Here is a 21,019-nt window from a genome sequence, read left to right as displayed (position 1 = left end):
CCCCCGCTCAGCGGGCGATGTGCAGGGCGCAGATGTCGTCGCGGCGCGCCTGTGGTCCGACGAGCGCCCGCGTGAGCGCGTCCACGCAGCGCGGATCGCCCACGTGGACCAGGGCGGTGCGCGCCAGACGGGCCAGTCCCTCGTCCAGGGCCTGGCCCGGGGTCTCGACCAGCCCGTCCGTGTAGAGGAACAGGTGGTCCCCGGGCAGCAGGTCGAGGGTGGACGCCTCGTAGTGCGCCTCCGTGGTGGCTCCCAGCAGCGTGCCCTCGGGAGCCGGCAGGAAGCGGGCTCGGCCCCCGCGCACCAGCAGCGGGGGCAGGTGGCCGGCTCGGACCCAGGTCAGCCGGGAAGCGACCGGGTCGTAGCGGGCCATGATCATGGTCGCGGTCTCGAAACCCTGGTCCGGTGTGTGCAGCAGCAGGGTGTTGAGGCGGGCCAGGATGGCGGGCAGCGGCGTGCCGGTGATGGCCATGCCCTTGCCGGTGAAGCGCAGCAGCGCCATGGTGGCCACTGCGTCGAGCCCGTGGCCCGCGACGTCGCCGACGACGAACAGCGCGTTACTGTCGGGCAGTTCGATGGCGCTGTACCAGTCGCCACCGAGGTTGAGACCTTCCTGCGCGGGTTGGTAGGCGACGTCGACGGTCAGGCCCGCCAAGATCCGGGTCTGGCGGGACACCGGAAGGAGAGTGTCCTGGAGGCGGGCGGCCAGCTGGCGTTCGGCGGCCAGCTGGCTCTGCTGGGCGAGCGCCTCCTGCTGGTGATGGCGGAGCTGCTGTTCCGCGTGCTTGGCGGCGGTCAGGTTCTGGAAGAAGCCGTGGACTTCGACCGGGTCGGCGTGCGCGTCAAGTTCGGCTTCCGCGACGATCCGCACGTGCCGCACCTGTCCGCCCGGAGTGGTGATCCGGAACGTGTGATCGATCGGCTGACCGTCGCCCAGCAGCTGATGGACAGCCCCGCCGAGGGCCGGAAGGTCCTCGGCCGGGACGTGGGAGGGCAGTTCCTCCAGAGTCATCGGGCCCTGGGCCGGATCACGGTCGAAGATCGTGTAAACCTCCTCGGACCAGGTGATCACGTTGCGAACCAGGTCCCAGTCCGCCCAGCCCATGCCCGCCAGGCGCTGCATGACCGCCAGACGGCGCTGCTCACGCTCACCCGTGTCCAGGCGGGTCCAGGAGACGATCAGCCCGCCTTGGCACGGCACCGCCCGCACGCCGTAGCGCGAGCGGTGCGGGATGCCGGCCGCGACCTCCTCGTACTCCAGCTCGCCCTCATAGCACTCACCCGTCTCCAGGACCTTCAGGTAGCCGAGCCACAGCTCACTGCCCGCCGCCCCGGGATACGTCTGGAGGACGCTGAGCCCGATCAGATCCCGGCCCCGCCGGCCCCCGATGTCCACCGCCCCGGGCGAGGCCGCCGAGAAGCGCAGATCCGTGACCTCTCCCTCTGGGCCGAGGACCGGCTGGAGGAAGGTCACCGATCCCGGGACCCCGGCCAGGACCTCCTGAACCGCGGAGACCGCCGGCTCGGCGACCGGGTTGAGGGCGGGTGGCTGCTGGCGGGCCAGGTACTGGCGCGAGGAGAAAACACCACCGTCGCCGGGTCCCCCGGACCGCGTGACCTCGTGCTCGACGTCGACATCCATGGGACGAGCATGACACGTAGGCTCCGTGGGACGACCAATTCCTGTTGTTCGTCCCCCCGCTCCCGCCAGAGCGGCCCGTCCGAAAGGCGCCGCGTCGGGAAGTGGCGCGCTACCAGCCGGTGCCGTTCCCCGCCGCGCCGCCCCACACCGCCGAGTGGACCCCCGACCGCTCCAACACCTGGATGCCGGGCCCCGCCGGGGTAGGCGTGCCCACGGGCCCGGGCTCGGCCGGTGCCCCGCTCGCTGCGACGGCGTGCGGGGCACCGGCCACGGTTCGGGGCGGGTCCGGGGTTCAGCGGCCGGGGTTCAGGGCAGGGTCGTCCAACTCTGGCCGGCCGCGGCCGGGTTGGCCGGGTTGGTCATCCCGGTCGAGCCCGCGGTGGTGCCCGCGACGTCCAGGACCAGGCCGTTGCCGACGTTGGTGATGGTCAGCAGGCCGGAGCTGTTCTGGACGACCTTCCACTTCTGCCAGGGGTTGTTGGGCGAGGGGTTGAGCAGGTAGGCGCTGCCGACCCCGCTGCCGCCGGCCAGTACGGTGTGCGTCTGGGCAGCGGTGTAGCAGTTGTCGCTGATCGTCACCGTGCCGTCCGCGTTGGGCGTGAACAGCCACTGCTGGGCGGCATTGCCGCTCTGGTAGGCGTTGATGTCGGAGTTGGCACCGGTGGCGGCGTAGCAGCCGCCCTGGACTTCGAGTGCCCGGCCGTCGGTGCCGCCCGCGCTGATCGCGTGGTACTTGCCGTCACCGACGATGCCGGTGCCGGTACCGGTGCCGGCACCGCCGCCCATGCCGATGCTTCCGCCGGCGATCCGGTAGAGCGTGACGCCGTGCGCGGGGATCCAGTTGCCGCCGATGGTGCCCGTGGTGGTGCCGGTGGCGCCGGTCCACAGGTCCCGGTAGGAGTAGCTGGAGCCGGCGAGGCCGAGGTCCGCGAAGCTGGCGCTGGGCATCGCCCAGTTGTTCGGGTCCTGGTTGATCAGCGCGACGGCCAGGTCACCGTTGGCGAGCCGGCGCTTGAGGATGACGGGGGCCGTCGGGGAAGTGGGCGGGTTGCCGACCAGGGTGGCGGGCTTGGCCAGGCTGTCCTGGTCGATGGCGATCATGTCCGGGTTCTTCAGCAGCCCCAGGGCGGAGGCGCTGATGCCGGTGGACCAGGTGTAGCCGTTCGAGGTGCGCTGCGAGTCGGCGGTGGTGCGCAGGTCGGCGCCGGAGATCAGCGGGGCGGCCATCATCGACAGGATGGACAGCTCGGTGCGCGATTCGTCGTCGGTGAACGGCTTGTTGCCCTTGTAGGTGTCGGTGACGCCCCAGATGCCGCTGGTGTCCTGCCAGCCGGCGAACATCATGTCCATGTCGTTCCAGCTGCCGGGGTGGACGTTGCCCGGGTACTGCAGGGCGGTCTGCAACTGGCCGTTGTAGAGGACACCGTCCAGCTCACTGTCCCGGTCGCCGCCGATCCGGCAGAGGTTGGCGACCTGTCCGCACCACACGCCGGTGGGGTAGTACCCGGGCGCATGGTTCGGCAGGGTGCCGGCGGCCGCGATCAGCGGGTCGGTGCGGGCCGGGTCGTCGGCGTTCAGCAGCGAGGGGATACCGGTGTGCGCGGGCTGCGCGGACAGGCTGAGGGTGACCTTCGGCCGGCCTGCGGCGGCGGTGGCCGCGTCCAGGGCGTGCTGGAAGGTCTGCGTCCGGGCGTAGATGGACCGGGCGAGCTCCTTGCCCTCGCCCTGCGGGTAGTAGCTGTAGTTGTCGATGGTGATCGTGGGCCCGTAGGGGCAGTCGTCGTACTTGACGTAGTCGACGCCCCAGGAGACGAAGTCGGTGGCATCGGTGGACTCGTGGCCCAGGCTGCCGGGGTGGCCCTGGCAGGTGGTGTAGGTATCGGTTGCGTACAGACCGAACTTCATGCCCTTGCTGTGCGCATACCAGGCCAGGTACTGGATGCCGTTCATGGTCCGGCCGTTGACGGTCTGCGAGGGGAACGAGTCGGGGTCCGGGACCAGGTGGCCGCTGGTCGGGTCGTTGCCGCTGCCGTCGGTGCCGGAGACCGGGTTGCCGTGGTTGTCGTACAGCTGCATCCCGTTGTCGGCGTTCTTCACGAAGTCCGTGGTCTGGCCGTCCCGGTGGCGCATCGACCAGCCGTCGTCGACCGTGACGGTGTTGTAGCCGGCCTGCACCAGACCGTTGGCCGACATGAAGTCGATGGTCTGCTTGACCTCGGTCTCGTTGATGGACGCGTTGAAGCTGTTCCAGGAGTTCCAACCCATGGGCGGGGTCAGGGCGTTGCCGTTGCCCAGGGCGGCGGCCGGCGCGGCGGTGACGAGGGTGGTGGCACCGATGCCGGAGGCGGCGAGCGCCATGGCGGCCAGCAGGCCGGCGACGCGAGGTGGCGATGTGCGCATGTGGGGGCTTCCCGAGTGCTGGGTGCGCCAGGTCCGCGTCCACCCGAAGGGGCGGGGCCTGGCCACGGCTGGTGGGGGGCGGCTCTGAGTTCTGACGCGCCTGGACGCGGTCGTGACCACGAGCGGCACCCACAGACGCCACGCTGGGAGAACATCACGACAGCACGTCAGACAGTCACCGTCGGTGGGGCGTTGACAGGGCGGATCGCTGGGCCGCCCGGCTCCGAAGGTGATGCCATATGATATTGCACCAATCAGAACCCCACAAGACTCAACACAAAAACCCACACCTGCTGATGATTGATGTTGCCCCCCACGACCTGGTCGTCACCACCCCGGGCCTCGCGGACAGGTGCATCGAGGCCTACGTCGAACGTGCCCCGGGCCAGCGCGTACGCGCCCTGGATGTAGGCGGCGGACAGCAGCAGTTCGAGTCCGGGGCCAGGACCTGGACCAGCCGGTCGGGCCGAGGGCGACGAGCAGTCACCTGCCGTCAGTTGCCGCGGATGACGGGGCCGATCCTCCTCGCCTCGTATCAATCTGTCCTGAATGCGTCGTCACATCACCCGCGAGTGTGCCGTTCACTGTTCCGACAACGGGGCCCGCTGCCGCGCGGCCGGTCGATGCGAAGGGGGCCGTGATGCGTGGAGCGGGGCGCTTTCTGATCATCGCGGCTTATGCCGCGCTCAGCGCAGGTGTGGTGGTGGTCGTGCACATCGACGGACGGTTGCCGCTCGCGCTCACCCTCTGCGTGGCCGGGTTCGCCGCGTTGTGCTGGCTGACGCTCGTCGCCTTGCTCATGCCCGGGCGACGGGGGTCCGAGGCACCGGTGGACGGGCATCGCGGCCCGGGTGGCCGGCCCGCCGGCGGTTCCCCGCCGGACACCGATCCGCGCGCGCAGTCGCATTGGAGGGCCCGTCGCTGACGCCGGCCCTGCCCTGCGGAAACCGGCCAACGTCAAGCGGCGGCCGTACCCGCCGCAGGCGGCTTCTGCGACCATGGCGCGAGACCCCAGTGCTCCGGATCGAGGGAGGCCTACCGTGCAGCCGGTGCGTGTGAGTTCGGCGGTCATGACCCACCCCGTGCGGCTGACCCAGGCCCGCGAACTGGCCGAGCGGCTCCGGCTGGACGGTCTGGCGCTGGATCCCGCGCCGGACGAGGCACCGTCGGCCTTGCGGACGGCGCTGGTCGCCTGGGCGGCGGCGGACTCCCGGAAGAGTCATCATCTCGTCGTCCAGGACGACGTGTCCGGACCGGACAGCCTGGTCGCGCTCGTCGGCCGGGCAGCCGCCCGGTTCCCCGACGAGGCGCTCGTGTTCTACACCAACTGGCACGCCCGCAACGGCGGCGCCGCCCGGCTCGCCGCGGTCGCGGGCGCCGCCTGGGTCCGGGCCGTGCCCGACGAGTTCACGCCGTCCCTGGCCGTCTGTCTGCCCTTCGATGCGGCGGAGGACTTCCGGAGGTTCGCCGCCGGCAGCGCGGAGCGTCACGACGACGAGCTCTTCTCCGTCTTCTTCCGGGCCCGTGGCGGCCGGATGGGTCTGCTCGCCGTACCCAACGTGGTGGAGCACATCGGCACCAGCAGCATCAACGGCCACGCCACCCAGGGCATCCGGCTCGCCGTTTGCCCGATGGACGCCTCCGACGCCGGGCCGCTGCTGGAGCGGGGCAGGGTCCTGGAGGAGCCGGGGTGCATTCCGTACATGCGGTACGGCGAGGGCTACCTGCGGGTCGTCGGCCAGGAGCACGGTCCGGACGGTGGCCGGAGTCACCGGCCCTGGCGCGAGGCCCTGCCGGCGATCGGCCTCACCGAGCGGGCCGTGCAGGTCGCGGTGGCGGACGGCATGCCGGAGGACCTGGCGTCGGAGGTGGCGCGTCTCTTCGGCCGGGACTTCGCCGAGGAGTTGTGGATCCACTGTCTGCTCCTCGGTCGGCAGGCGGCCGAGGCCGCCCGCCGGCTGGGCGGCGGGCCCGGTGAGGTCCCGCCGGCCGCCGTCGTCCGGATGAGGGAGGCGGCGGTGGCCACGGCCGGCCCCGCCGGCCTGCCGCCCGAGCGCCGCCCGGAGGCGGGGCCGGAGGAGGTGCGGCTGATGTCCGGGTTCGCGTGGACGGCCGTCAGTGCGGGTGAGCGGCTCCGTCCGGCGTGACCGGATGGGTGATCCACACCCCGGGTTCCCAGTAGGAGCCGAGGTCCCGCGCGTGCTCGACGCGCAGCGGGGAGAGGCCGCCGGGGAAGACGTAGTCGCCGTCCTCCGGGAACGCGAGGCCGGTCCAGCTCTCCCATTCGGCGACCGTCCCGGTGATCCGTGACGAATACTCGGAGGCGCCGGCGATCGTGCCGCCGGCGCCGACCTGGGTGCGGATCCACGGGTCGAGCGGGGCCCCGTCCGGGCCCGTCCAGGCCGCGTACCGTTCGATCGGCACCAGCGGGTAGCGGTCCTTCCACGTGGGCCGTACCGGCACCAGCACCGTCGCCAGGCCGGCCCGCCACGCCAGTCGGCGCATTCCGTCGAGGAGCACGGTGGAGAGGCCCCGGCGCTGGTAGTCCTCCGCCACCTCGATGCCCAGCGCGCACAGCGCTCTGGACGGATGCCCCGCCGCGCGGTCGGCGAACGCCCGGGCGATGGAGTCGTCCAGGCCGGTGCCGAGGTCCGCGGCCGTGCCGTCCCAGCTGCGCGGCAGCGAGCGCCCGGCGCCCGCGACCAGCTCGCGCTCCTCGTCGTACAGGACGAACTGGTACTCGGGGAACTCCTCGAACAGGCGGTTCCAGTAGCTGTCGTTGACGTCGCCGTGCAGGTTGTACTCCGGCACGACGCCGGCGAACCGCTCGGGCATGCGGTCCCACAGCTCGGGGCGTTCCGCATGGGTCACCACCACCAGGGCCATCGGGCCTCCCTTCCTCTCCTCCTCGCCGCCGCTCGCCGGCGGACGAACGGATCTACGCGGGCACCTCGACGTCCCAGACGATGACGATCGGCAGCCCGTCCCAGGCCGCCCGCGCCGCCTCCGAGATGAACTCCTCGTAACCTCCAGGCGCCAGGCGCCCGTTGAAGAGCGGTTCATGGCAGGCCCGCACGCGCAGCCCGGCCCCGGTGAACGCCTCCAGGTACCGGCCCGGCAGGTGCACGTGGTTGCGGACGAAGGCCAGCCGGTCGGGGCCGTGCACGAAGAGGCACTGCCCCTGGAGAGCGATGGTGAACGGGTGCATGTCCGAGACGATGATCCGCCCGCCGGGGCGGACCACCCGGGCCAGTTCGGACACGGCCGCCGCAAGATCCGGGAGGTGGGTCATGGCCAGGGAGCAGACGGCCAGGTCGACCGAGTCATCGTCGAGGGGGAGGCGTTCCAGGTTGCCGACCCGGAACTCGGCCTGCGGGGCGTGTTCGCGGGCCCGGGCCAGCATCTCGGGCGACTGGTCCACCCCGATGGTCCGGTGCCCGCGGGAGGCCAGGGCGCGCGTCTGGCGGCCGGTACCGCAGGCGGCGTCGAGGGCGGTGCCGGCGGGCAGGGTGTCGAGGATCGCGTGCACCTCGGGTTCCTCGACCTCGATGTACGAGCTGGGCAGCGAGTCGTACAGCGCCGACCAGGAGGCGTAGCCCTCGGCGGCGTCGAGTTCGCTGACGTCGGCACCGCCGTCCGGCAGCAGTCCCTCGCCCGCCGCGAAGCGCCGGATGTCCTCGACGCGTTCCTGGAGGAACTTCTCGTCCCCGTCCAGGGCGTGGCGCAGAAGTGCCAGGCCCTCGATTCCCAGGACCAGTTCCCGTACGCGGAATTCGCCGCTCATGTGAGCCCCTTGTCAATAGTCGGGTGTGGCGGGATTTCACGGTGGCCGGGCCGGCCCGGCCGCATTCTGGTGTTACCCGCCGGGTGGGAGCGGACTCGGCCCCCCGGAATGCTGTCCGAAAGGCCGCCTTGAATTGTCCGGTTCACGGCGCCGTTGCCCGGCATTCCAGGGACACCTAGCATGACCAGCCGAACGCGTCGAACACGTCGAACAGGCCGGACCTGCCGGCGTCGAATGCATTCGCGCCGATCGATTGTCCCACTGGGGAGGCGGAGTGATAGAAGGATATCTCGGCGGGGAAAGCGTCCTCGTCGGCGGAAGAATGACTTTTCACGTGTCCACCGACGCTGCCGGATTCCGATTGAGGTTCTACCGGCTGGGCAGCAGCCCGGTCCTGGTCGCCGAGACCGGGTGGTACCCCGGGGCACTCCACCTGCCGCCCCCGCACCCGGACGGCGTTCCCGGACGGGCCTCGCCCGCCCACGACTGGAACTGGCCGGCGCTCGCCCTGCCGGTTCCCGAGGCCTGGACTCCCGGGATGCACCTCGTTCAGTTCATCGAGGAGGGCGCCGGCGACCCGCCGCTCCTCGACGCCGCCGGCATCGAGGGGCCCGCCCGCGAGTTCTTCGTGGTACGGCCGCGGCGGGCCGGCAGTCGCTCCCGCATCCTCTACAAGAAGTCGACTTTCACCCGGCACGCCTACAACCGCTCCGACCGCCCGGGCGAGGAGCGCGCCGTCAGTCTCTACGACCACCCGGTGTACCTGTCCGCCACCGACGCCACCCCGCACGGGCACAAGGTCAGCCTGCACCGCCCCGGCGGGGTCATCGATCTTGCTTACTGGGACGCGCCGTTCATCGCCTGGCTGGAGCGCAACGACTACCCCGTCGAATTCTGCACGGATCTCGATCTGCACGAGGATCCGGAGTTGCTGTCCTCCTACGATCTGCTGCTCAGCGTCGGCCATGACGAATACTGGAGCGACGCGATGCGCACCCAGGCCGAGCGATTCGTCCGGAACGGCGGGAACATCGCCTTCCTCAGCGCCAACACGTGCTGGTGGCGCATCCATCCGACCGATGGGAACACCGCCTTCGTCTCCGACACCGACCACCACGTGGGGGACGACTATCCGCACCGGCCCGCGACCGACCAGTGGTGGCCCGCGCCGCCCGACGGTGTGGGCCGCCCCGAGAACTCCCTCACCGGGGTGAGTTTCCGCAACGGCGGAATGTGGGCGAGCACCGAATGGCCCGGGGACCGTCCGCGCGACGGGTACACGGTGCAGCACGCCGACCACTGGGTCTTCGCCGGCACCGGGCTGCGCGACGGCTCCGGTGGCGGGGAGCCCGACCGGCTCGGCGCGGGCACCCCGCTCATCGGGTACGAGTGCGATGGCGCGGCCTACACCCGGGACGCCCACGGCATCGCCCACGCGACCGGTGAGGACGGCACGCCGGCCTCCTTCCTCATTCTCGGCATCCACGTCCTCGAACCGGTCCACGAGGACTTCCACGACTTCAAGTGGGGCCACTGGAACGGCCCGGCCCGCGAGCCGGGCCGGACCGGCCCTCGAGCCGCCACCATGGGCATCCACACCGCCGGCGGCACCGTGTTCACCGCCGGCACCACCGACTGGCCCGTCGTCTGCGGGCGCGAACAGGACGCCGCCGTCGAGCGGGTCACCCGCAATCTGCTGGACCGGCTGCGGCACCGCGCCGCGCGCCCCTGAGCAGTTCCCGCAGTCCGCGGATCCGGGCCGCGCCTGCCGGCAGGGGCGGCTCGGGTCCGCGCACCGCAGGGTTCGGCCGGCACAGGTGGACGGACCGCATCCCGGCGGCGAGCGGGCCGAGCACGTCGGGCTCCCACATGTCACCGACGAACAGCACCTCCCCCGGCCGCAGACCGCAGCTTTCCAGGAGGACCCGGTAGATCAGCGGGTGCGGCTTGCGCGCCCCCGCTCGCGCCGAGCCGACCACGACGTCGACCGCCGCGCCGAGGCCGACCGCGCCGAGGCAGTCCGGCAGGTTCCAGAACCAGTTGGAGCACACCCCGACGAGCAGCCCGGCGGCCCGGAGCTCCCCGAGGACCGGAAGGGCGTCCTCGAAGAGCTCCAGGTGGACGGCTTTCATGGCCCGGTCGATCTCCTCGACCAGGCCGTCCAACGCGTCCTCCGGCACCCCGCAGGCGCGCGCCCGCCGGCGCAACCGGCCCAGTTCCCAGCCCGTGTAGGCGATTTCACCGGCCGAGTGCACCGCGTGCTCCTCGCCCTCGCCGGGACCCACCGCCCACTGGTCACCCCAGCGGGTGCCCTGGTCTGCGAGGCCCCGGCGTTCGAAGATCGCTCGATGATCGGGCGGCAGCGGCTCGACCATCCGCACCAGCGTCCCGTAGAAGTCGAAGACGACGGCCCGGACCTCCGACGGCAGCACCGGCAGCACGTCCACCACCGGCCCGTCCACCACCGGCCCGTCCCCCACCGGCACGTCCTCAGTACCGGCCGTACCGGCGCGGGAAGTAGTCCTGAAGAGTGCCCTCCCGCTCGATGTCGACGGTCGCGCAGTGCAGCCCGCCGCCGAACGGCCCCACCGCCCGGAAGGGCACCGGGACGATCTCGAAGCCGTACGACGACAGCTGCTCGGCCAGCCGGACCTCCTTCTCCTCGATGCACAGGGTGTTCTCGTCGAGGTTCAGCATGTTCCCGGCGAGCCACGGACTGGAGAACGACAGTTTCGGCGGGTGGTCCCAGCTCGCGGGCTGCACCGCCTCGACGATCTCCCAGTCGTTGAGCCGGTAGAACTCCATCAGCTCGGCGTCCGCGAGCCGCTCTCCGCAGTGCAGCACCAGGCCGGGGCGCAGCGGCACCCAGGTGGCGTCGATGTGCAGCGGGTGGGTGTTGGTGGAGGTGACCGCGTGCACCCGGTGGTCGGGGAAGTGGCGCTTCAGCCACCGGTAGCCGCTCCGGTTGGTGACGAACGAGAGCTGAACGAACAGGTCCTTGCCGAAGCGGGCCACGTCGGCGGCGTCGAACAGGGGCTCCGCTTCGGTCAGCACCAGGTCGTAGTCGCGGACCCGGGCCAGTTGCTCCTCGGTCGGCAGTTCGTTGTAGGTGTCCCAGAACCCGGTGTGGTACGAGGCGTCGGTGAGCCGAGGCTTCGGGGCGGCCTCCCAGCGCATGTGCTCGTCGGCTTCGAACAGGCCTTGCAGGACGGGCCGGTAGCACAGGTACTCGTGCCAGCGGCTGCGGTAGGACATGGTCGCTTCCAGGACTTCGTTGCCGACGGTCAGCAGCAGGTCCCGGGGCGGCATGCAGCCGAACATGGAGTCGTGGGTCCATTCGGGGGTGCTGACCGGCTGGGTGAAATCGACGGGGGTGGGGCGATCGACGCGGATGCCGCGGCGGCGCAGCAGTTCGGCGAAGTCGTCGAGCTGTTCTTCGGCCTCGGCGACCATGTCGGCCGGCATGGGGCCGTAGGTGCCCAGGGGGAAGCCGTCGTCGGGGTAGTCCCGGCGGACCGCGTGTTCGGGCGCCTGGACCACGGTGCCCTCGGCCCGGCCGACGATCACATGTCGCAGTGGGTCCCAGCCGTTCCAGGAATTGACCCGTACCGGCCGTGCGGTCGCCTCGGGGGTCGCATCGGGCGCGGTCGTCTTCTGCTCGGTCACGTACAAGCCCTTCGATCGGGGTCGTGTGGGTGACGCAGAGGCCCAACCTGCGGGTGCCACCCTGGAGGCGTCAAGGCGTTGCGCCCTCTGCGGGACAGCCAACGTCATCTTCCGGCCGAATGTCCGTGTCCCGGCGAAGATCAGGGATCAGACGGGTAGTCAGAAGACCGTCGACGAAGCCCAGATGGAGGAAATCCATGGCCCTTCGCATGTCCTGTCGGCCCGTCGTCCTGGCGTTGCTCGTGTCATTGGCCGCGGCCGGGTGCGGCTCGGGCTCGGGGGGCGACGGCTCCGGGGCCGGCGGCAAGCTGACGGTGTGGCTGGCCGTGGACGCCCAGGAGAGCTGGCCGCAATTGGTCCAGGCCACCAACGACCGGTTCGCCAAGGCCCACCCCGGGGTCCGGGTCGACGTCCAGTACCAGCAGTGGACGACGAAGAACCAGAAGCTGGACGCCGTCCTCGCAGGGAAGACCGTGCCCGACGTGGTGGAGATGGGCAACAGCGAGACCACCAACTACATCGTCAACGGCGCCTTCGCCCCGCTCGACCCGGCCCGCTTCGACCAGTCGGACGCTTGGCTGCCGGCGCTCGCCGACGCGTGCCGCAACGACGGGAGAACGTACTGCGTGCCCTACTACGTCGGGGCGCGGGTCGGCGTCTACCGGACCGACTACTTCACCCGGGCCGGGGTCACCGGTGCTCCCAGGACCTACCCCGAACTCATGTCCGCGCTCGACAAGCTGAAGAACACCCTCGGCGCCGACGACCCGAACTTCTCCGCCCTCTACATGCCCGGCCGCTACTGGTACGCCGCCATGGCGTGGGTGAAGGACGCGGGCGGCGAGATCGCCGTGAAGGACGGCAACCAGTGGAAGGGCGCACTCTCCTCGCCGAAATCCGTTGCCGGGCTGACCGAGTGGAAACGGCTGATCGACGCCTACTACGTCGGCGACCGGGCCAAGGACAACGGCGACCAGCCGGCCGTCGTCGGCCAGGGCCGGGTGGGCGTCTTCTACGGCAACACCTGGGAGGCCGACGCCGCCGCCGACGAACGCTCCGGTGGAGATCCGAAGCTGAAGGACAAGTTCGCCACCTTCCCCTTCCCCGGCCCGTCCGGCAAGCTCCTGCCGCCGTTCCTCGGCGGTTCCACCCTGGCGGTTCCGGCCAAGTCGACGCGCAAGGATCTGGCATCCGACTGGATCAGGATGTTCACCGACCGGGAGTCGCAGAAGACGCTGATCGCCGCGAACACCCTGCCCAACAACACCGCCCAGCTGGCCGAGGTCGCCGCCGGGGGCATCAACGGCCCGGCCGCCCAGGCTGCGGCGACCGGGGGCTGGATGACCCCCTTCGCGCCCGGCTGGACGTCGGTGGAGAAGTCCAACGTCCTGCCCGAGATGCTCGAACGGATCGCCAACGGGAAGGCGTCGGTCCAGGACGCCGCGCGCGAGGCGGACCAGCGGATCGACGAAGTGATCAATGAGCGCTGACCGGGTCCGGCGGCGCCGTCCGCTGCTGCCGTACCTGCTGATCGGGCCGACCGTCCTCGCGCTCGCCCTCGTACTGGGCTACCCGCTCGTGGACATGGTCGTCCTCTCCTTCCAGGACATGACCCGCGAGCAGTTGTTCAGCGGCGCGTCGCCGCCGTGGGCCGGACTCGCCCAGTTCCGGCGGATCCTCGGCGACGGGTTCTTCTGGACGGTGGTCGCCCGTACGGTGCTCTTCACCGCGGTGTGCGTCGCCCTCACCGTCTTCTGCGGGATGGTGACGGCGCTGCTGATGCACCGGGTCTCCCCATGGGTGCGCGCCGTCATCGCCGGGGTGCTGGTCACGGTGTGGGCGATGCCGGTCATGGTCGCCGGGTCGATCTTCCGCTGGCTCTTCGACGCCGACTACGGCGTGGTGAACTGGCTGCTCTCCCGCCTGCCGGGGGTCGACCTGGCCCGGCACAACTGGTTCACCAACCCCTGGGAGGGGTTCGCCGTCATCGTCGCGGTCGTGGTGTGGGGCTCGCTGCCGTTCGCCGCGATCACCCTGCGGGCCGCGCTGGCGCAGGTCCCGCCCGAGTTGGAAGAGTCCGCGGTGCTCGACGGTGCCCGTCCGGTCCAGGTCTTCCGGCACGTCACCGTCCCCGTGATCAGACCGGTCCTGCTCATGGTCACCACGCTGATGGCGATCTGGGACTTCGGCGTCTTCAACCAGATCTGGCTGATGCGCGGCGGCCAGCCGGAGCGGGAGTACTACCTGCTGGGCGTCTACTCCTTCATCGAGTCGTTCGCCGTCAACCGGTACAGCGTCGGGGCCGCGATCGCGGTGGTGACCGTCGTCCTGCTGCTCGCCGGTTCGGTCGTGTACCTGCGTCAGATGCTCAGGACGGGAGAGATCGAATGAGGCGACGGCGGTCGCTGGGCTACGACCTGCTCGGGCTGATCGTCGCCGCCGCGATCGGCTTCCCCGTCTACTGGATGGTGCTGACCGCGTTCCGGCCGGCCAGCGAGATCCTGAGCCTGCCGCCGAAGTTCTGGCCGGGCCGGCCCACGCTCGACAACTTCGCCCGGGCGCTGGGCACCGAGACCTTCTGGGCCAACGTCCGTTCGAGTGTGGCCATCGGCCTCGGCACCGTGCTGGTGTCGCTGGTCGTCGGCACCCTCGCCGCCTTCGCCCTCGCCCGCTTCCGCTTCGCGGGCCGCCGGGCCTTCGTCGTGGTGATCCTCATCGTCCAGATGGTCCCGCTGACGGCCCTGATCATCCCGGTGTACCTGCTGCTGAACGACGTCGGGATGACCGACAGCCTCACCGGCGTGATCCTCACCTACCTGGTCTTCACCCTGCCGTTCACGGTGTGGATGCTGCGCGGCTTCATCGCCGGGGTCCCCGTGGAACTGGAGGAGGCGGCCCTGGTGGACGGCTGCGGCCGCCTCGGCGCCTTTCGCCGGGTGGTGCTCCCGCTGCTGGCACCCGGCATCGTGGCCACCTCCGTCTTCGCCCTCGTCCAGGCGTGGAACGAGTACGTCCTCGTCTACGTCCTGCTGTCGAGCCCGAAGAAACAGACCGTCAGCATCTGGCTGGTCTCCTTCCAGACCAGCTTCGGGACCGACTACGGCGGTCTCATGGCGGGTGCCACGCTGACCGCCCTGCCCGTCGTGGTCTTCTTCCTCGTCGTCCAGCGCAGGATCGCCGCCGGCCTCGCCGTCGGCGCGGTCAAGGGCTGACCGCGAACGCAGAAGGACCGGCCCGCACGGTGGCACCCCGTTCACGTCCACAGGAGGATTACGTGACGCACGACCGCCTCGATCTCGTGTCCAAGCTGTACCAGCCCTCCGGCTGGCCCCGCGTGCTGCAGGCCGCATCGGGAGAACCATCCAAGGCGCCACTCGTCGTAGACCTCGATCCGACCACCTTCTGCGACCTGGCCTGCCCCGAGTGCATCAGTGGAAAGCTGCTCAACCAGGGCCGTTTCACCCCCGAACGGCTGGCCGCACTCGCCGAGGAGCTCGTCGACCTGTCCGTGCGGGCCGTGGTGCTGATCGGCGGCGGCGAGCCGCTCGCCCACCGGGGTACCCGCCGGGTGCTACGCATCCTCGGCGAGGCCGGCCTGGCCGTCGGGGTCGTCACCAACGGCACCATGATCGACAAGAACCTCGACGAACTCGCCCGGTACGCCACCTGGGTCCGCGTCTCGATGGACGCCGGCACCCCCGGGACGTACGGACTGTTCCGCCCCGACCGCAAGGGCCGCAGCGTCTTCGACAAGGTCGTCGCGAACATGCGGCTGCTCGCCGCGGCCAAGACGGGCGCCCTCGGCTACTCCTTCCTCGTGATGACACGCCAGGAGCCGGACGGCCGGGTCGTCAGCAACCACACCGAGGTGCTGCGGGCCGCCGAACTCGCCCACGACATCGGCTGCGACTACTTCGAGACCAAGGCCATGTTCGACGACGACCACCACGTCATCCAGGTGTCCCAGGACATCCTCGACTCGGTCGACCGCCAGCTCGCCGAGGCGGCGCGGCTGCAGAGCGACACCTTCCAGCTCGTCAACTCCTCCACGCTCACCTCGCTGCGCCGCCACACCGGCCCCGTCCAGCCCAAGGAGTACCACCGCTGCCGGGTGGCGGAGCTGCGCACCCTGATCACCCCGTCCGGTGTGTACGTCTGCGCCTACCACCGGGGCAACCCGCTCGCCCGGATCGGCGACGCCGTCACCGACAGCCTGAGCGACATCTGGCAGGACTCGGACCGCGGAATCGTCGACCCGAGCCGGGACTGCCGGTTCCACTGCGCGCGGCACCGGTCCAACCTGGAAATGGAGCGGATAGCGGAGGGAACGGGCGCAGTCCCCCTCTCCGGGGACTACGACCCGTTCCTGTGATCCTCACGCCCTGACGTCCACCCCGACCCCCGCCCGGCGGTTCCGTTTCCCCGAGGCCGCCCGGGCGGGGATCACGCGCGCCCCGGGGTACCGGCCGCGCAACGCCCCCGCCAGGCGCTCCACCACCCCGGGCGCCTCGGCCGCGCGGCACACCCCCACCAGCGAACCGCCTCCGCCCGCCCCGCTGAGCTTCAACGACAGGCCGGCGGCGCGCAGCGCCAGCGACCGCAGCTCCTCCAGGAGCGGGGTCGACATCCCCTGGTGGTCCCGCATCGCCCCGTGTGCCCGGGCCATCGCGGCCCCCAGCGCCTCGTGGTCGCGCCCGCGCAGCGCCGCCCACGCGTCGGCCGACGCCCGGTCGGCCGCGGCCCGGTACGCCGCGAGGGCGGGGTCACCGGCGGCGAGCTGCGCCCGCACCGTGCGGATGTGGTCGCCGGTGTTCTTCCGGGTGCCGGAATCCACCACGACCACCCGCCAGTCGTCCGGGAACTCCAGCCGCTCCCGGACGACCGGCAGGCCGCACTCCCGGCCGTCGAGCAACAGCGCGCCGCCCTCGGCGACGGCGAGGTGGTCCATCCCGCCGCCGTTGAACCGGGCGAACTCGAATTCGTACGCCCACTGGACGATCGATCGGTCCGGAACCCGCCCGCCCGCCGGTGCCCCGGCCTCGGCGAACGCCCGGAACAGCGCCACGATCAGCGCCGTGGACGAGGACAGCCCGCTCGCGGCGGGCGCCTCGCTGCGTACCCGGACCGCCGGCGGGGCGGCGGACAGCCCGGGGAGCCGGGCGCGCAGGAACGCCCACACCTCGGCCGGCCAGTCGCCCGGCTCCCCTGGGCCGGCCGTTCCGCCGAGCACCACCTCGACCGTGGTCGGCAGGTCGAGGGCCAGGCTGACCGAGCGGCCCCCGCCCAGCCAGTCCAGGTCCTCCCCTGACAAGCACGCCCGGCACGGCACCGCGGCGCGGATCGCATGCTCCTCGCTCACCTGGCCTGGAACCTCCCGTCGACGAGGAACGCCTGATGCATCGCCAGCGCGAGCCGGGTGGGCGGGTGCAGCGGACCCGGCGGGTCGTCCAGCGCCCGGAACTCCGCCCGGCGCACCTCGTCCGCCCCGGGGACCAGCTCCCCCGACCAACGGCGGGCCACGAAGCAGAGCGCGAAGCAGTGGTTCACGTCCCCGTTCGGGTAGGTCAGGGTGTGCAGAGCCGGTTCGGAGATCGACCCGAACGCGACCAGGTCCTCCTTCTCCACTCGCAGCCCGGTCTCCTCCGCGACCTCCCGGACGGCCGCGTCGGCGAACCCCCCGTCCTCCTCGCAGGCGCCCGCGGGCAGCTCCCAGACGCCCGTGTCGACCCGCTGCTGGAACAGCCCCCGGCCGGCCCCGTCGATCAGCAGGACCTGGGCACCCGGCACCAACAGCCGCATGCCGCCCAACTTCTGACGCAGCGACCAGACGTACGACCCGACGTAGCCCATACCCGCACCGCCTCCTCCGCCATCCGCCCCACGACGGACGGCCACGGGGCGACAGGCTGTCACGCGCCCTCCTCCGCCAGCCAGCGCGGCACAGCCTCCGGCGTCGCTTCCAGCCACCGCACGTACCGGTCCACGCCCTGTGCCACCCCGATCCGGGCCCGCCAGCGCAGCAACTCCCGGCAGCGCTCCGTGGAGGCGTACCCCCCGAGCGGATCGCCGTCGGGGCGCGGGGTGACGATCCGGCTCGCCCCCGGGAAGTAGGGAGTGAGCAGGTCCGCGACCTCCCGGACGGACGTCGGGCGGCCCGTGCCCACGTTCACCGTCCGGTCCGCCACCCCCTCCTCGACGAGCGCGAGCGCCGTCGCCTCGGCCACGTCCTCGACGTGGACCAGGTCGCGCACCTGGACGCCGCCGCCGTTCAGCCGCATCGGACGGCCGAACCGGGCCTGGAGGGAGAGCCAGGGCACCATCCAGGAATGGCTGCCCGGCTTCGGCACCTGCGGCTCCCCGTACACCGAGAAGTACCGGACGATCGCGTACTCGCACCCGGAGGGCGCCCCGAGCATCAGCCGGGTCTGGTGCTCCGCCCACAGCTTGCCGTTCGCGTACACCGACAGCGGGAACAGCGCCTGGTCCTCGTGGAACACGTGCGGACCGGGCGAGCCGGCCGGGCCGTCGCCGTACACGGACGCGGACGAGACCAGTACCAGGCGGCGAATCCTCGCCCGTGCCGCCTCCTCCAGGACGATCTGGGTGCCCTGCACATTGGCTCGGAACGCGACGTCGGGGTTCCGGGTGCAGGCGGCCACGTCCGCGTAGGCGGCGGCGTGGACCACGAAGTCGGCGTCCCGGAACAGCCCGGCGACGACGTCGCGGTCGCACACGTCGCCGACCACGACCCTGGCCCCGGTCCCCTCCACCCCGAAGATCTCGTGGGTGGACTCGGGGTAGGCGTCCATCCGGTCCAGGACGGCCACATCCGCACCCACCCCGCGCAGCAGGGCGGTGAGCCGACTGCCCACAAGCCCTCCGCCGCCCGTCACGACGATGCGGGCGTCGCGCAGTTTCTCCAGCCGGGACTCGACGGTCTCTCCCCCGTCGTTCCCCGCTCCATTCGATGGCGCGTGCGATCCAGCGGACATGTGTGTCCCTCCCGTGGAGACGGCGAACTCTCGAATGCGCGCTCACACACCGCCACAGGCTTCACACAGAAGGTGGCGTGCCAGGCCAGCATCCGTGGCACTCCAGCCGCTCCGCCAGAGTGAATTCGGCACTCTTGCCAGCCCCCGGCTCGATCCGTACTGTCCGGAACCGGCGGCCACCGGAGCGGTCACCCGCTCCAGGTGAAACGCCAATTCACTGACGCCCCATGAGAGAAGAGAAGTCAATATGACGTACCATCAGCTCAGTGGGGTGGTCATGACCCACCCAAAGCGCCGGCACGCCGCTGAGCGGATGGCCCAGGCGGCACCGCCAGGTGCGCTTCGCGTGGTCATGGACCCGGACCCGACCGGAACGCCCTCGGTGCTGCGCACCGCTCTCGCCGCCTGGGAGGCCGTGGCGGACGGGGCAACCCATCAACTGGTCGTCCAGGACGACATGCTGCTGTCCGAATCGTTCTTCGAACGAGTCCGCCTTGCCGTCGACGCGATGCCCACTGCGGCACTGGCCCTGTTCGCCCTGTGGGACTCCCGCAACGGGGCGGCGGTCCGCTTCGGCGCCATGGCGGGCGCCCGCTGGGTCGGCGCGGTCAACGAGTACTTCCCCTGCGTCGCGATCGTGCTGCCCCGGTCCGTCGCCGAGGGCTTCGTCGGCTACGGCCGCGAACGCCTCGGCGCCTGGCCCGACGACATCCTGATGCACCGCTACCTGCGGGACAACGGCGTCCCCCGCTATGTCTCCGTACCCAACCTCGCCGAGCACCGGGATCGCGGCTCGATCTCCGGCAACGCCTTCCGAGGGCCACGCCGTTCGGTCTGCTTCCTCCCCGACGACCTGCCCGCCGACGAGGGGAACCGGCTGACCGGCCTGGAGGTCCTGCCGTTCTTCAAGTACGGCGTCGCCCGCTGCGCGGTACGGGTCGCCGGACCCGGCCCCGAGCGTTGGCTGCACCTGGACTGCGACCAATACCTGCGCGGCCTGGACCTGCCCGGCTCCCTGCTCCTGCCGCCCGGGCCGGAGCGCGTCGCGCCGGACGTCAGGGGGACGTGGCTCACAGCCGTCGTCATGGGGCACGAGGCCGCCCGCCGCGGCCTGGCCGCGGACGCGGCCGACACCGCGAGCCGATCCGAGGTACTCGCGGAGGCGATCGCGACGATCGGCCCCGGCGGCATCAGCAACGCGAGCACGGAGGAGCGGATCGCCGAACGCCGCGAGCTCCTGGCGGCCGTGGCACGGCGAGCGGTGAACGCCGGACGGGAGGCCGCCGAACGGCCGGCCTCCCGCCGTTCCCGGCGGCCCGGTGGCCTCGTCCTGCGCGGCGGGGCCACACCGCTCGGCGAGCACCTCGCGCGGCGGCTGACCGACCTCACCGGAGCCGAGGCGCCCGACGTCGTCGTCGATCTGACGCAGCTGCACAATGGCACCGAGAAGCCGAAGTTGACGATCCATCTGCCTGACGTCCCGCAGCCGTACACGCTGGCGGTGGGCGAGGTGTACGGACCCGGCTGCTCCCGGGACACTCTCATCGGGCGCATGGTGTGGGACGCCCTGCGCAGTCAACCGGTGATCGTGGAGGGGAACCAGGACACCGAGGTGTTCCCCGTGTACGTGGATGATCTGGCCGATGCCGTAGCCGCGGTACTCCGCACCCGGCCGAGCGCCCGCGCCATCACCGTCGCGGGCGACAAGCCGACCACTCTCGGCGAGTTGGCCCACACCGTGCACGCGGCCGTCCGCCCCGTCCCGATCCGGTCCTCGTCGTCGACCACCGAACCCCCCGCCCCCCGGTCCGGATTCGCGGACGGCCCGCGCCCGCCCTCGTGGACACCGGCGACGGACCCGGCGAAGGGACTGCACGCCTTCGCGCAATGGCTGGCGTACGAGGGAACGCTGCTCACCACCATGTGACGTCGCACGCCGTCCTACGCTCCGGGGTACGTCCTGGCAACTCGCTCTCGGCAGCAGGTGGAATCTCAGGACCAGGCCGTTCGGCCGCCGCGGAGCGAGGAAGAGGCCTCGCGCCTGCCGTGCGTCAAGGACGTGGACGGTGCCAGCGCCACGAGGTGGCCAGGGTCCGGCACTAGTGACCTGAATCGTTGGGTTTCGTCAGACTCGATTGCCCCAGCGGGCAGTCGAGCTGGGCAAGAGGCCCGGTCGGGGAGCGTTGCCCTGGCGGGGCGGTGGAGGAGGCCGGCCGGGGTGCCGTTGCCACGGGTTGCGCGCACGCGTGCGGTGCGGCCAGAGCGAGTTGGGGTGGACGTGGATCAGGAGCCGGTCGCGGGTTGCCTGGCGCTGGCCGCACGCATTTCTCGTCGTGGCCGTGGATGGCGTACAGTCTCCCTCATCGACGCGGGGTGGAGCAGCTCGGTAGCTCGCTGGGCTCATAACCCAGAGGTCGCAGGTTCAAATCCTGTCCCCGCTACCACAAAGGCCGGGCCCGGGGGGGGGGGGGGGGCGGGGGGGGGGGGGGGTGTGGGGGGGGGTGGGGGGGGGGGGGGGGGGGGGGGGGGGGGAGT

At 71.4% G+C, this 21,019-nt stretch carries 17 protein-coding genes and 1 tRNA gene; 9 read left to right on the top strand and 9 right to left on the bottom strand.

Annotation, left to right across the window (positions count from 1 at the left end):
* Positions 1 to 7: 7 nt before the first annotated feature.
* Both ACZ47G_RS31475 and ACZ47G_RS31470 read right to left on the bottom strand, forming a co-directional pair.
* Complete coding sequence (locus ACZ47G_RS31475; RefSeq protein WP_465748517.1) at positions 8 to 1,642, bottom strand: PP2C family protein-serine/threonine phosphatase; 1,635 nt, start codon at positions 1,640 to 1,642, stop codon at positions 8 to 10.
* A gap of 306 nt (positions 1,643 to 1,948) precedes the next feature.
* Entirely contained in the window at positions 1,949 to 4,042 is a 2,094-nt protein-coding gene (locus ACZ47G_RS31470) for an alpha-galactosidase (RefSeq protein WP_465748515.1), read from the bottom strand.
* 574 nt (positions 4,043 to 4,616) lie between these two features.
* On the opposite strand from ACZ47G_RS31470, the gene ACZ47G_RS31465 reads away from it, so the two are divergent.
* Both ACZ47G_RS31465 and ACZ47G_RS31460 read left to right on the top strand, forming a co-directional pair.
* Positions 4,617 to 4,967 carry a hypothetical protein gene (locus ACZ47G_RS31465; protein WP_465748513.1) on the top strand — a complete coding sequence of 117 codons (351 nt, stop codon included), beginning with the start codon at positions 4,617 to 4,619 and terminating at the stop codon, positions 4,965 to 4,967.
* Positions 4,968 to 5,112: 145 nt separating this feature from the next.
* Positions 5,113 to 6,189, top strand: a complete 1,077-nt coding sequence (locus ACZ47G_RS31460; RefSeq protein WP_465748511.1) for a hypothetical protein — start codon at positions 5,113 to 5,115, stop codon at positions 6,187 to 6,189.
* Here ACZ47G_RS31460 and ACZ47G_RS31455 read toward each other — a convergent pair.
* Together ACZ47G_RS31455 and ACZ47G_RS31450 are read right to left on the bottom strand one after the other, a co-directional pair.
* Positions 6,158 to 6,928 carry a GNAT family N-acetyltransferase gene (locus ACZ47G_RS31455; RefSeq protein WP_465748509.1) on the bottom strand — a complete coding sequence of 257 codons (771 nt, stop codon included), beginning with the start codon at positions 6,926 to 6,928 and terminating at the stop codon, positions 6,158 to 6,160. The genes ACZ47G_RS31460 and ACZ47G_RS31455 overlap by 32 nt on opposite strands.
* Positions 6,929 to 6,980: 52 nt before the next feature.
* Complete coding sequence (locus ACZ47G_RS31450; RefSeq protein WP_465748507.1) at positions 6,981 to 7,826, bottom strand: class I SAM-dependent methyltransferase; 846 nt, start codon at positions 7,824 to 7,826, stop codon at positions 6,981 to 6,983.
* 334 nt (positions 7,827 to 8,160) lie between these two features.
* Here ACZ47G_RS31450 and ACZ47G_RS31445 point away from each other — a divergent pair, with 334 nt between their 5' ends.
* The gene (locus ACZ47G_RS31445) at positions 8,161 to 9,558 is read left to right on the top strand and encodes a N,N-dimethylformamidase beta subunit family domain-containing protein (RefSeq protein ID WP_465748505.1); all 1,398 of its coding nucleotides are present in this window, start codon (positions 8,161 to 8,163) and stop codon (positions 9,556 to 9,558) included.
* Here ACZ47G_RS31445 and ACZ47G_RS31440 read toward each other — a convergent pair.
* Together ACZ47G_RS31440 and ACZ47G_RS31435 are read right to left on the bottom strand one after the other, a co-directional pair.
* Positions 9,509 to 10,306: an HAD family hydrolase gene (locus ACZ47G_RS31440; protein WP_465748503.1), complete on the bottom strand. Its 798-nt coding sequence runs from the start codon at positions 10,304 to 10,306 to the stop codon at positions 9,509 to 9,511. The genes ACZ47G_RS31445 and ACZ47G_RS31440 overlap by 50 nt on opposite strands.
* Before the next feature lie 10 nt (positions 10,307 to 10,316).
* Positions 10,317 to 11,492 (bottom strand): serine/threonine protein kinase, encoded by a 1,176-nt coding sequence (locus tag ACZ47G_RS31435; protein WP_465748501.1) that lies wholly within the window; start codon positions 11,490 to 11,492, stop codon positions 10,317 to 10,319.
* Between the two features lie 197 nt (positions 11,493 to 11,689).
* Here ACZ47G_RS31435 and ACZ47G_RS31430 point away from each other — a divergent pair, with 197 nt between their 5' ends.
* From ACZ47G_RS31430 to ACZ47G_RS31415, 4 genes are all read left to right on the top strand, one after another.
* Entirely contained in the window at positions 11,690 to 12,982 is a 1,293-nt protein-coding gene (locus tag ACZ47G_RS31430; RefSeq protein WP_465748499.1) for an extracellular solute-binding protein, read from the top strand.
* A complete protein-coding gene (locus ACZ47G_RS31425; RefSeq protein WP_465748497.1) occupies positions 12,972 to 13,883 on the top strand; it encodes a carbohydrate ABC transporter permease in 912 nt (303 codons plus the stop codon). Before ACZ47G_RS31430 ends, ACZ47G_RS31425 begins: the two co-directional genes overlap by 11 nt.
* Positions 13,880 to 14,704: a carbohydrate ABC transporter permease gene (locus ACZ47G_RS31420; protein ID WP_465748495.1), complete on the top strand. Its 825-nt coding sequence runs from the start codon at positions 13,880 to 13,882 to the stop codon at positions 14,702 to 14,704. Before ACZ47G_RS31425 ends, ACZ47G_RS31420 begins: the two co-directional genes overlap by 4 nt.
* Positions 14,705 to 14,766: 62 nt before the next feature.
* Entirely contained in the window at positions 14,767 to 15,864 is a 1,098-nt protein-coding gene (locus ACZ47G_RS31415) for a radical SAM protein (protein WP_465748493.1), read from the top strand.
* Positions 15,865 to 15,867: 3 nt separating this feature from the next.
* On the opposite strand, the gene ACZ47G_RS31410 is transcribed toward ACZ47G_RS31415, so the two are convergent.
* From ACZ47G_RS31410 to ACZ47G_RS31400, 3 genes are read right to left on the bottom strand one after another with little or no spacing between them, the layout of a single operon-like run.
* The gene (locus ACZ47G_RS31410) at positions 15,868 to 16,851 is read right to left on the bottom strand and encodes a GHMP family kinase ATP-binding protein (RefSeq protein ID WP_465748491.1); all 984 of its coding nucleotides are present in this window, start codon (positions 16,849 to 16,851) and stop codon (positions 15,868 to 15,870) included.
* Complete coding sequence (locus ACZ47G_RS31405; protein ID WP_465748489.1) at positions 16,848 to 17,342, bottom strand: NUDIX domain-containing protein; 495 nt, start codon at positions 17,340 to 17,342, stop codon at positions 16,848 to 16,850. The genes ACZ47G_RS31410 and ACZ47G_RS31405 overlap by 4 nt, the downstream gene beginning before the upstream one ends.
* Positions 17,343 to 17,401: 59 nt before the next feature.
* Positions 17,402 to 18,484, bottom strand: a complete 1,083-nt coding sequence (locus ACZ47G_RS31400; RefSeq protein ID WP_465748487.1) for an NAD-dependent epimerase/dehydratase family protein — start codon at positions 18,482 to 18,484, stop codon at positions 17,402 to 17,404.
* A 346-nt stretch (positions 18,485 to 18,830) separates the two neighbouring features.
* On the opposite strand from ACZ47G_RS31400, the gene ACZ47G_RS31395 reads away from it, so the two are divergent.
* Both ACZ47G_RS31395 and ACZ47G_RS31390 read left to right on the top strand, forming a co-directional pair.
* Entirely contained in the window at positions 18,831 to 20,411 is a 1,581-nt protein-coding gene (locus tag ACZ47G_RS31395) for an NAD-dependent epimerase/dehydratase family protein (RefSeq protein WP_465748485.1), read from the top strand.
* A gap of 440 nt (positions 20,412 to 20,851) precedes the next feature.
* Positions 20,852 to 20,928 (top strand) — tRNA-Met (locus ACZ47G_RS31390).
* Positions 20,929 to 21,019: the final 91 nt, after the last annotated feature.

This window comes from Kitasatospora sp. NPDC030952, assembly GCF_055571335.1.
The sequence above is the reverse complement of the archived record's forward strand: the minus strand, read 5'-3'. Positions and strand labels throughout refer to the sequence as shown.

What these genes read in the sequence shown, in the direction of transcription:
- ACZ47G_RS31475 (WP_465748517.1), bottom strand. Translation starts at nt 1,642, where the DNA reads ATGGATGTCGACGTCGAGCACGAGGTCACGCGGTCCGGGGGACCCGGC.
- ACZ47G_RS31470 (WP_465748515.1), bottom strand. Translation starts at nt 4,042, where the DNA reads ATGCGCACATCGCCACCTCGCGTCGCCGGCCTGCTGGCCGCCATGGCG.
- ACZ47G_RS31460 (WP_465748511.1), top strand. Translation starts at nt 5,113, where the DNA reads ATGACCCACCCCGTGCGGCTGACCCAGGCCCGCGAACTGGCCGAGCGG.
- ACZ47G_RS31455 (WP_465748509.1), bottom strand. Translation starts at nt 6,928, where the DNA reads ATGGCCCTGGTGGTGGTGACCCATGCGGAACGCCCCGAGCTGTGGGAC.
- ACZ47G_RS31450 (WP_465748507.1), bottom strand. Translation starts at nt 7,826, where the DNA reads ATGAGCGGCGAATTCCGCGTACGGGAACTGGTCCTGGGAATCGAGGGC.
- ACZ47G_RS31430 (WP_465748499.1), top strand. Translation starts at nt 11,690, where the DNA reads ATGGCCCTTCGCATGTCCTGTCGGCCCGTCGTCCTGGCGTTGCTCGTG.
- ACZ47G_RS31425 (WP_465748497.1), top strand. Translation starts at nt 12,972, where the DNA reads ATGAGCGCTGACCGGGTCCGGCGGCGCCGTCCGCTGCTGCCGTACCTG.
- ACZ47G_RS31420 (WP_465748495.1), top strand. Translation starts at nt 13,880, where the DNA reads ATGAGGCGACGGCGGTCGCTGGGCTACGACCTGCTCGGGCTGATCGTC.
- ACZ47G_RS31405 (WP_465748489.1), bottom strand. Translation starts at nt 17,342, where the DNA reads ATGGGCTACGTCGGGTCGTACGTCTGGTCGCTGCGTCAGAAGTTGGGC.
- ACZ47G_RS31400 (WP_465748487.1), bottom strand. Translation starts at nt 18,484, where the DNA reads ATGTCCGCTGGATCGCACGCGCCATCGAATGGAGCGGGGAACGACGGG.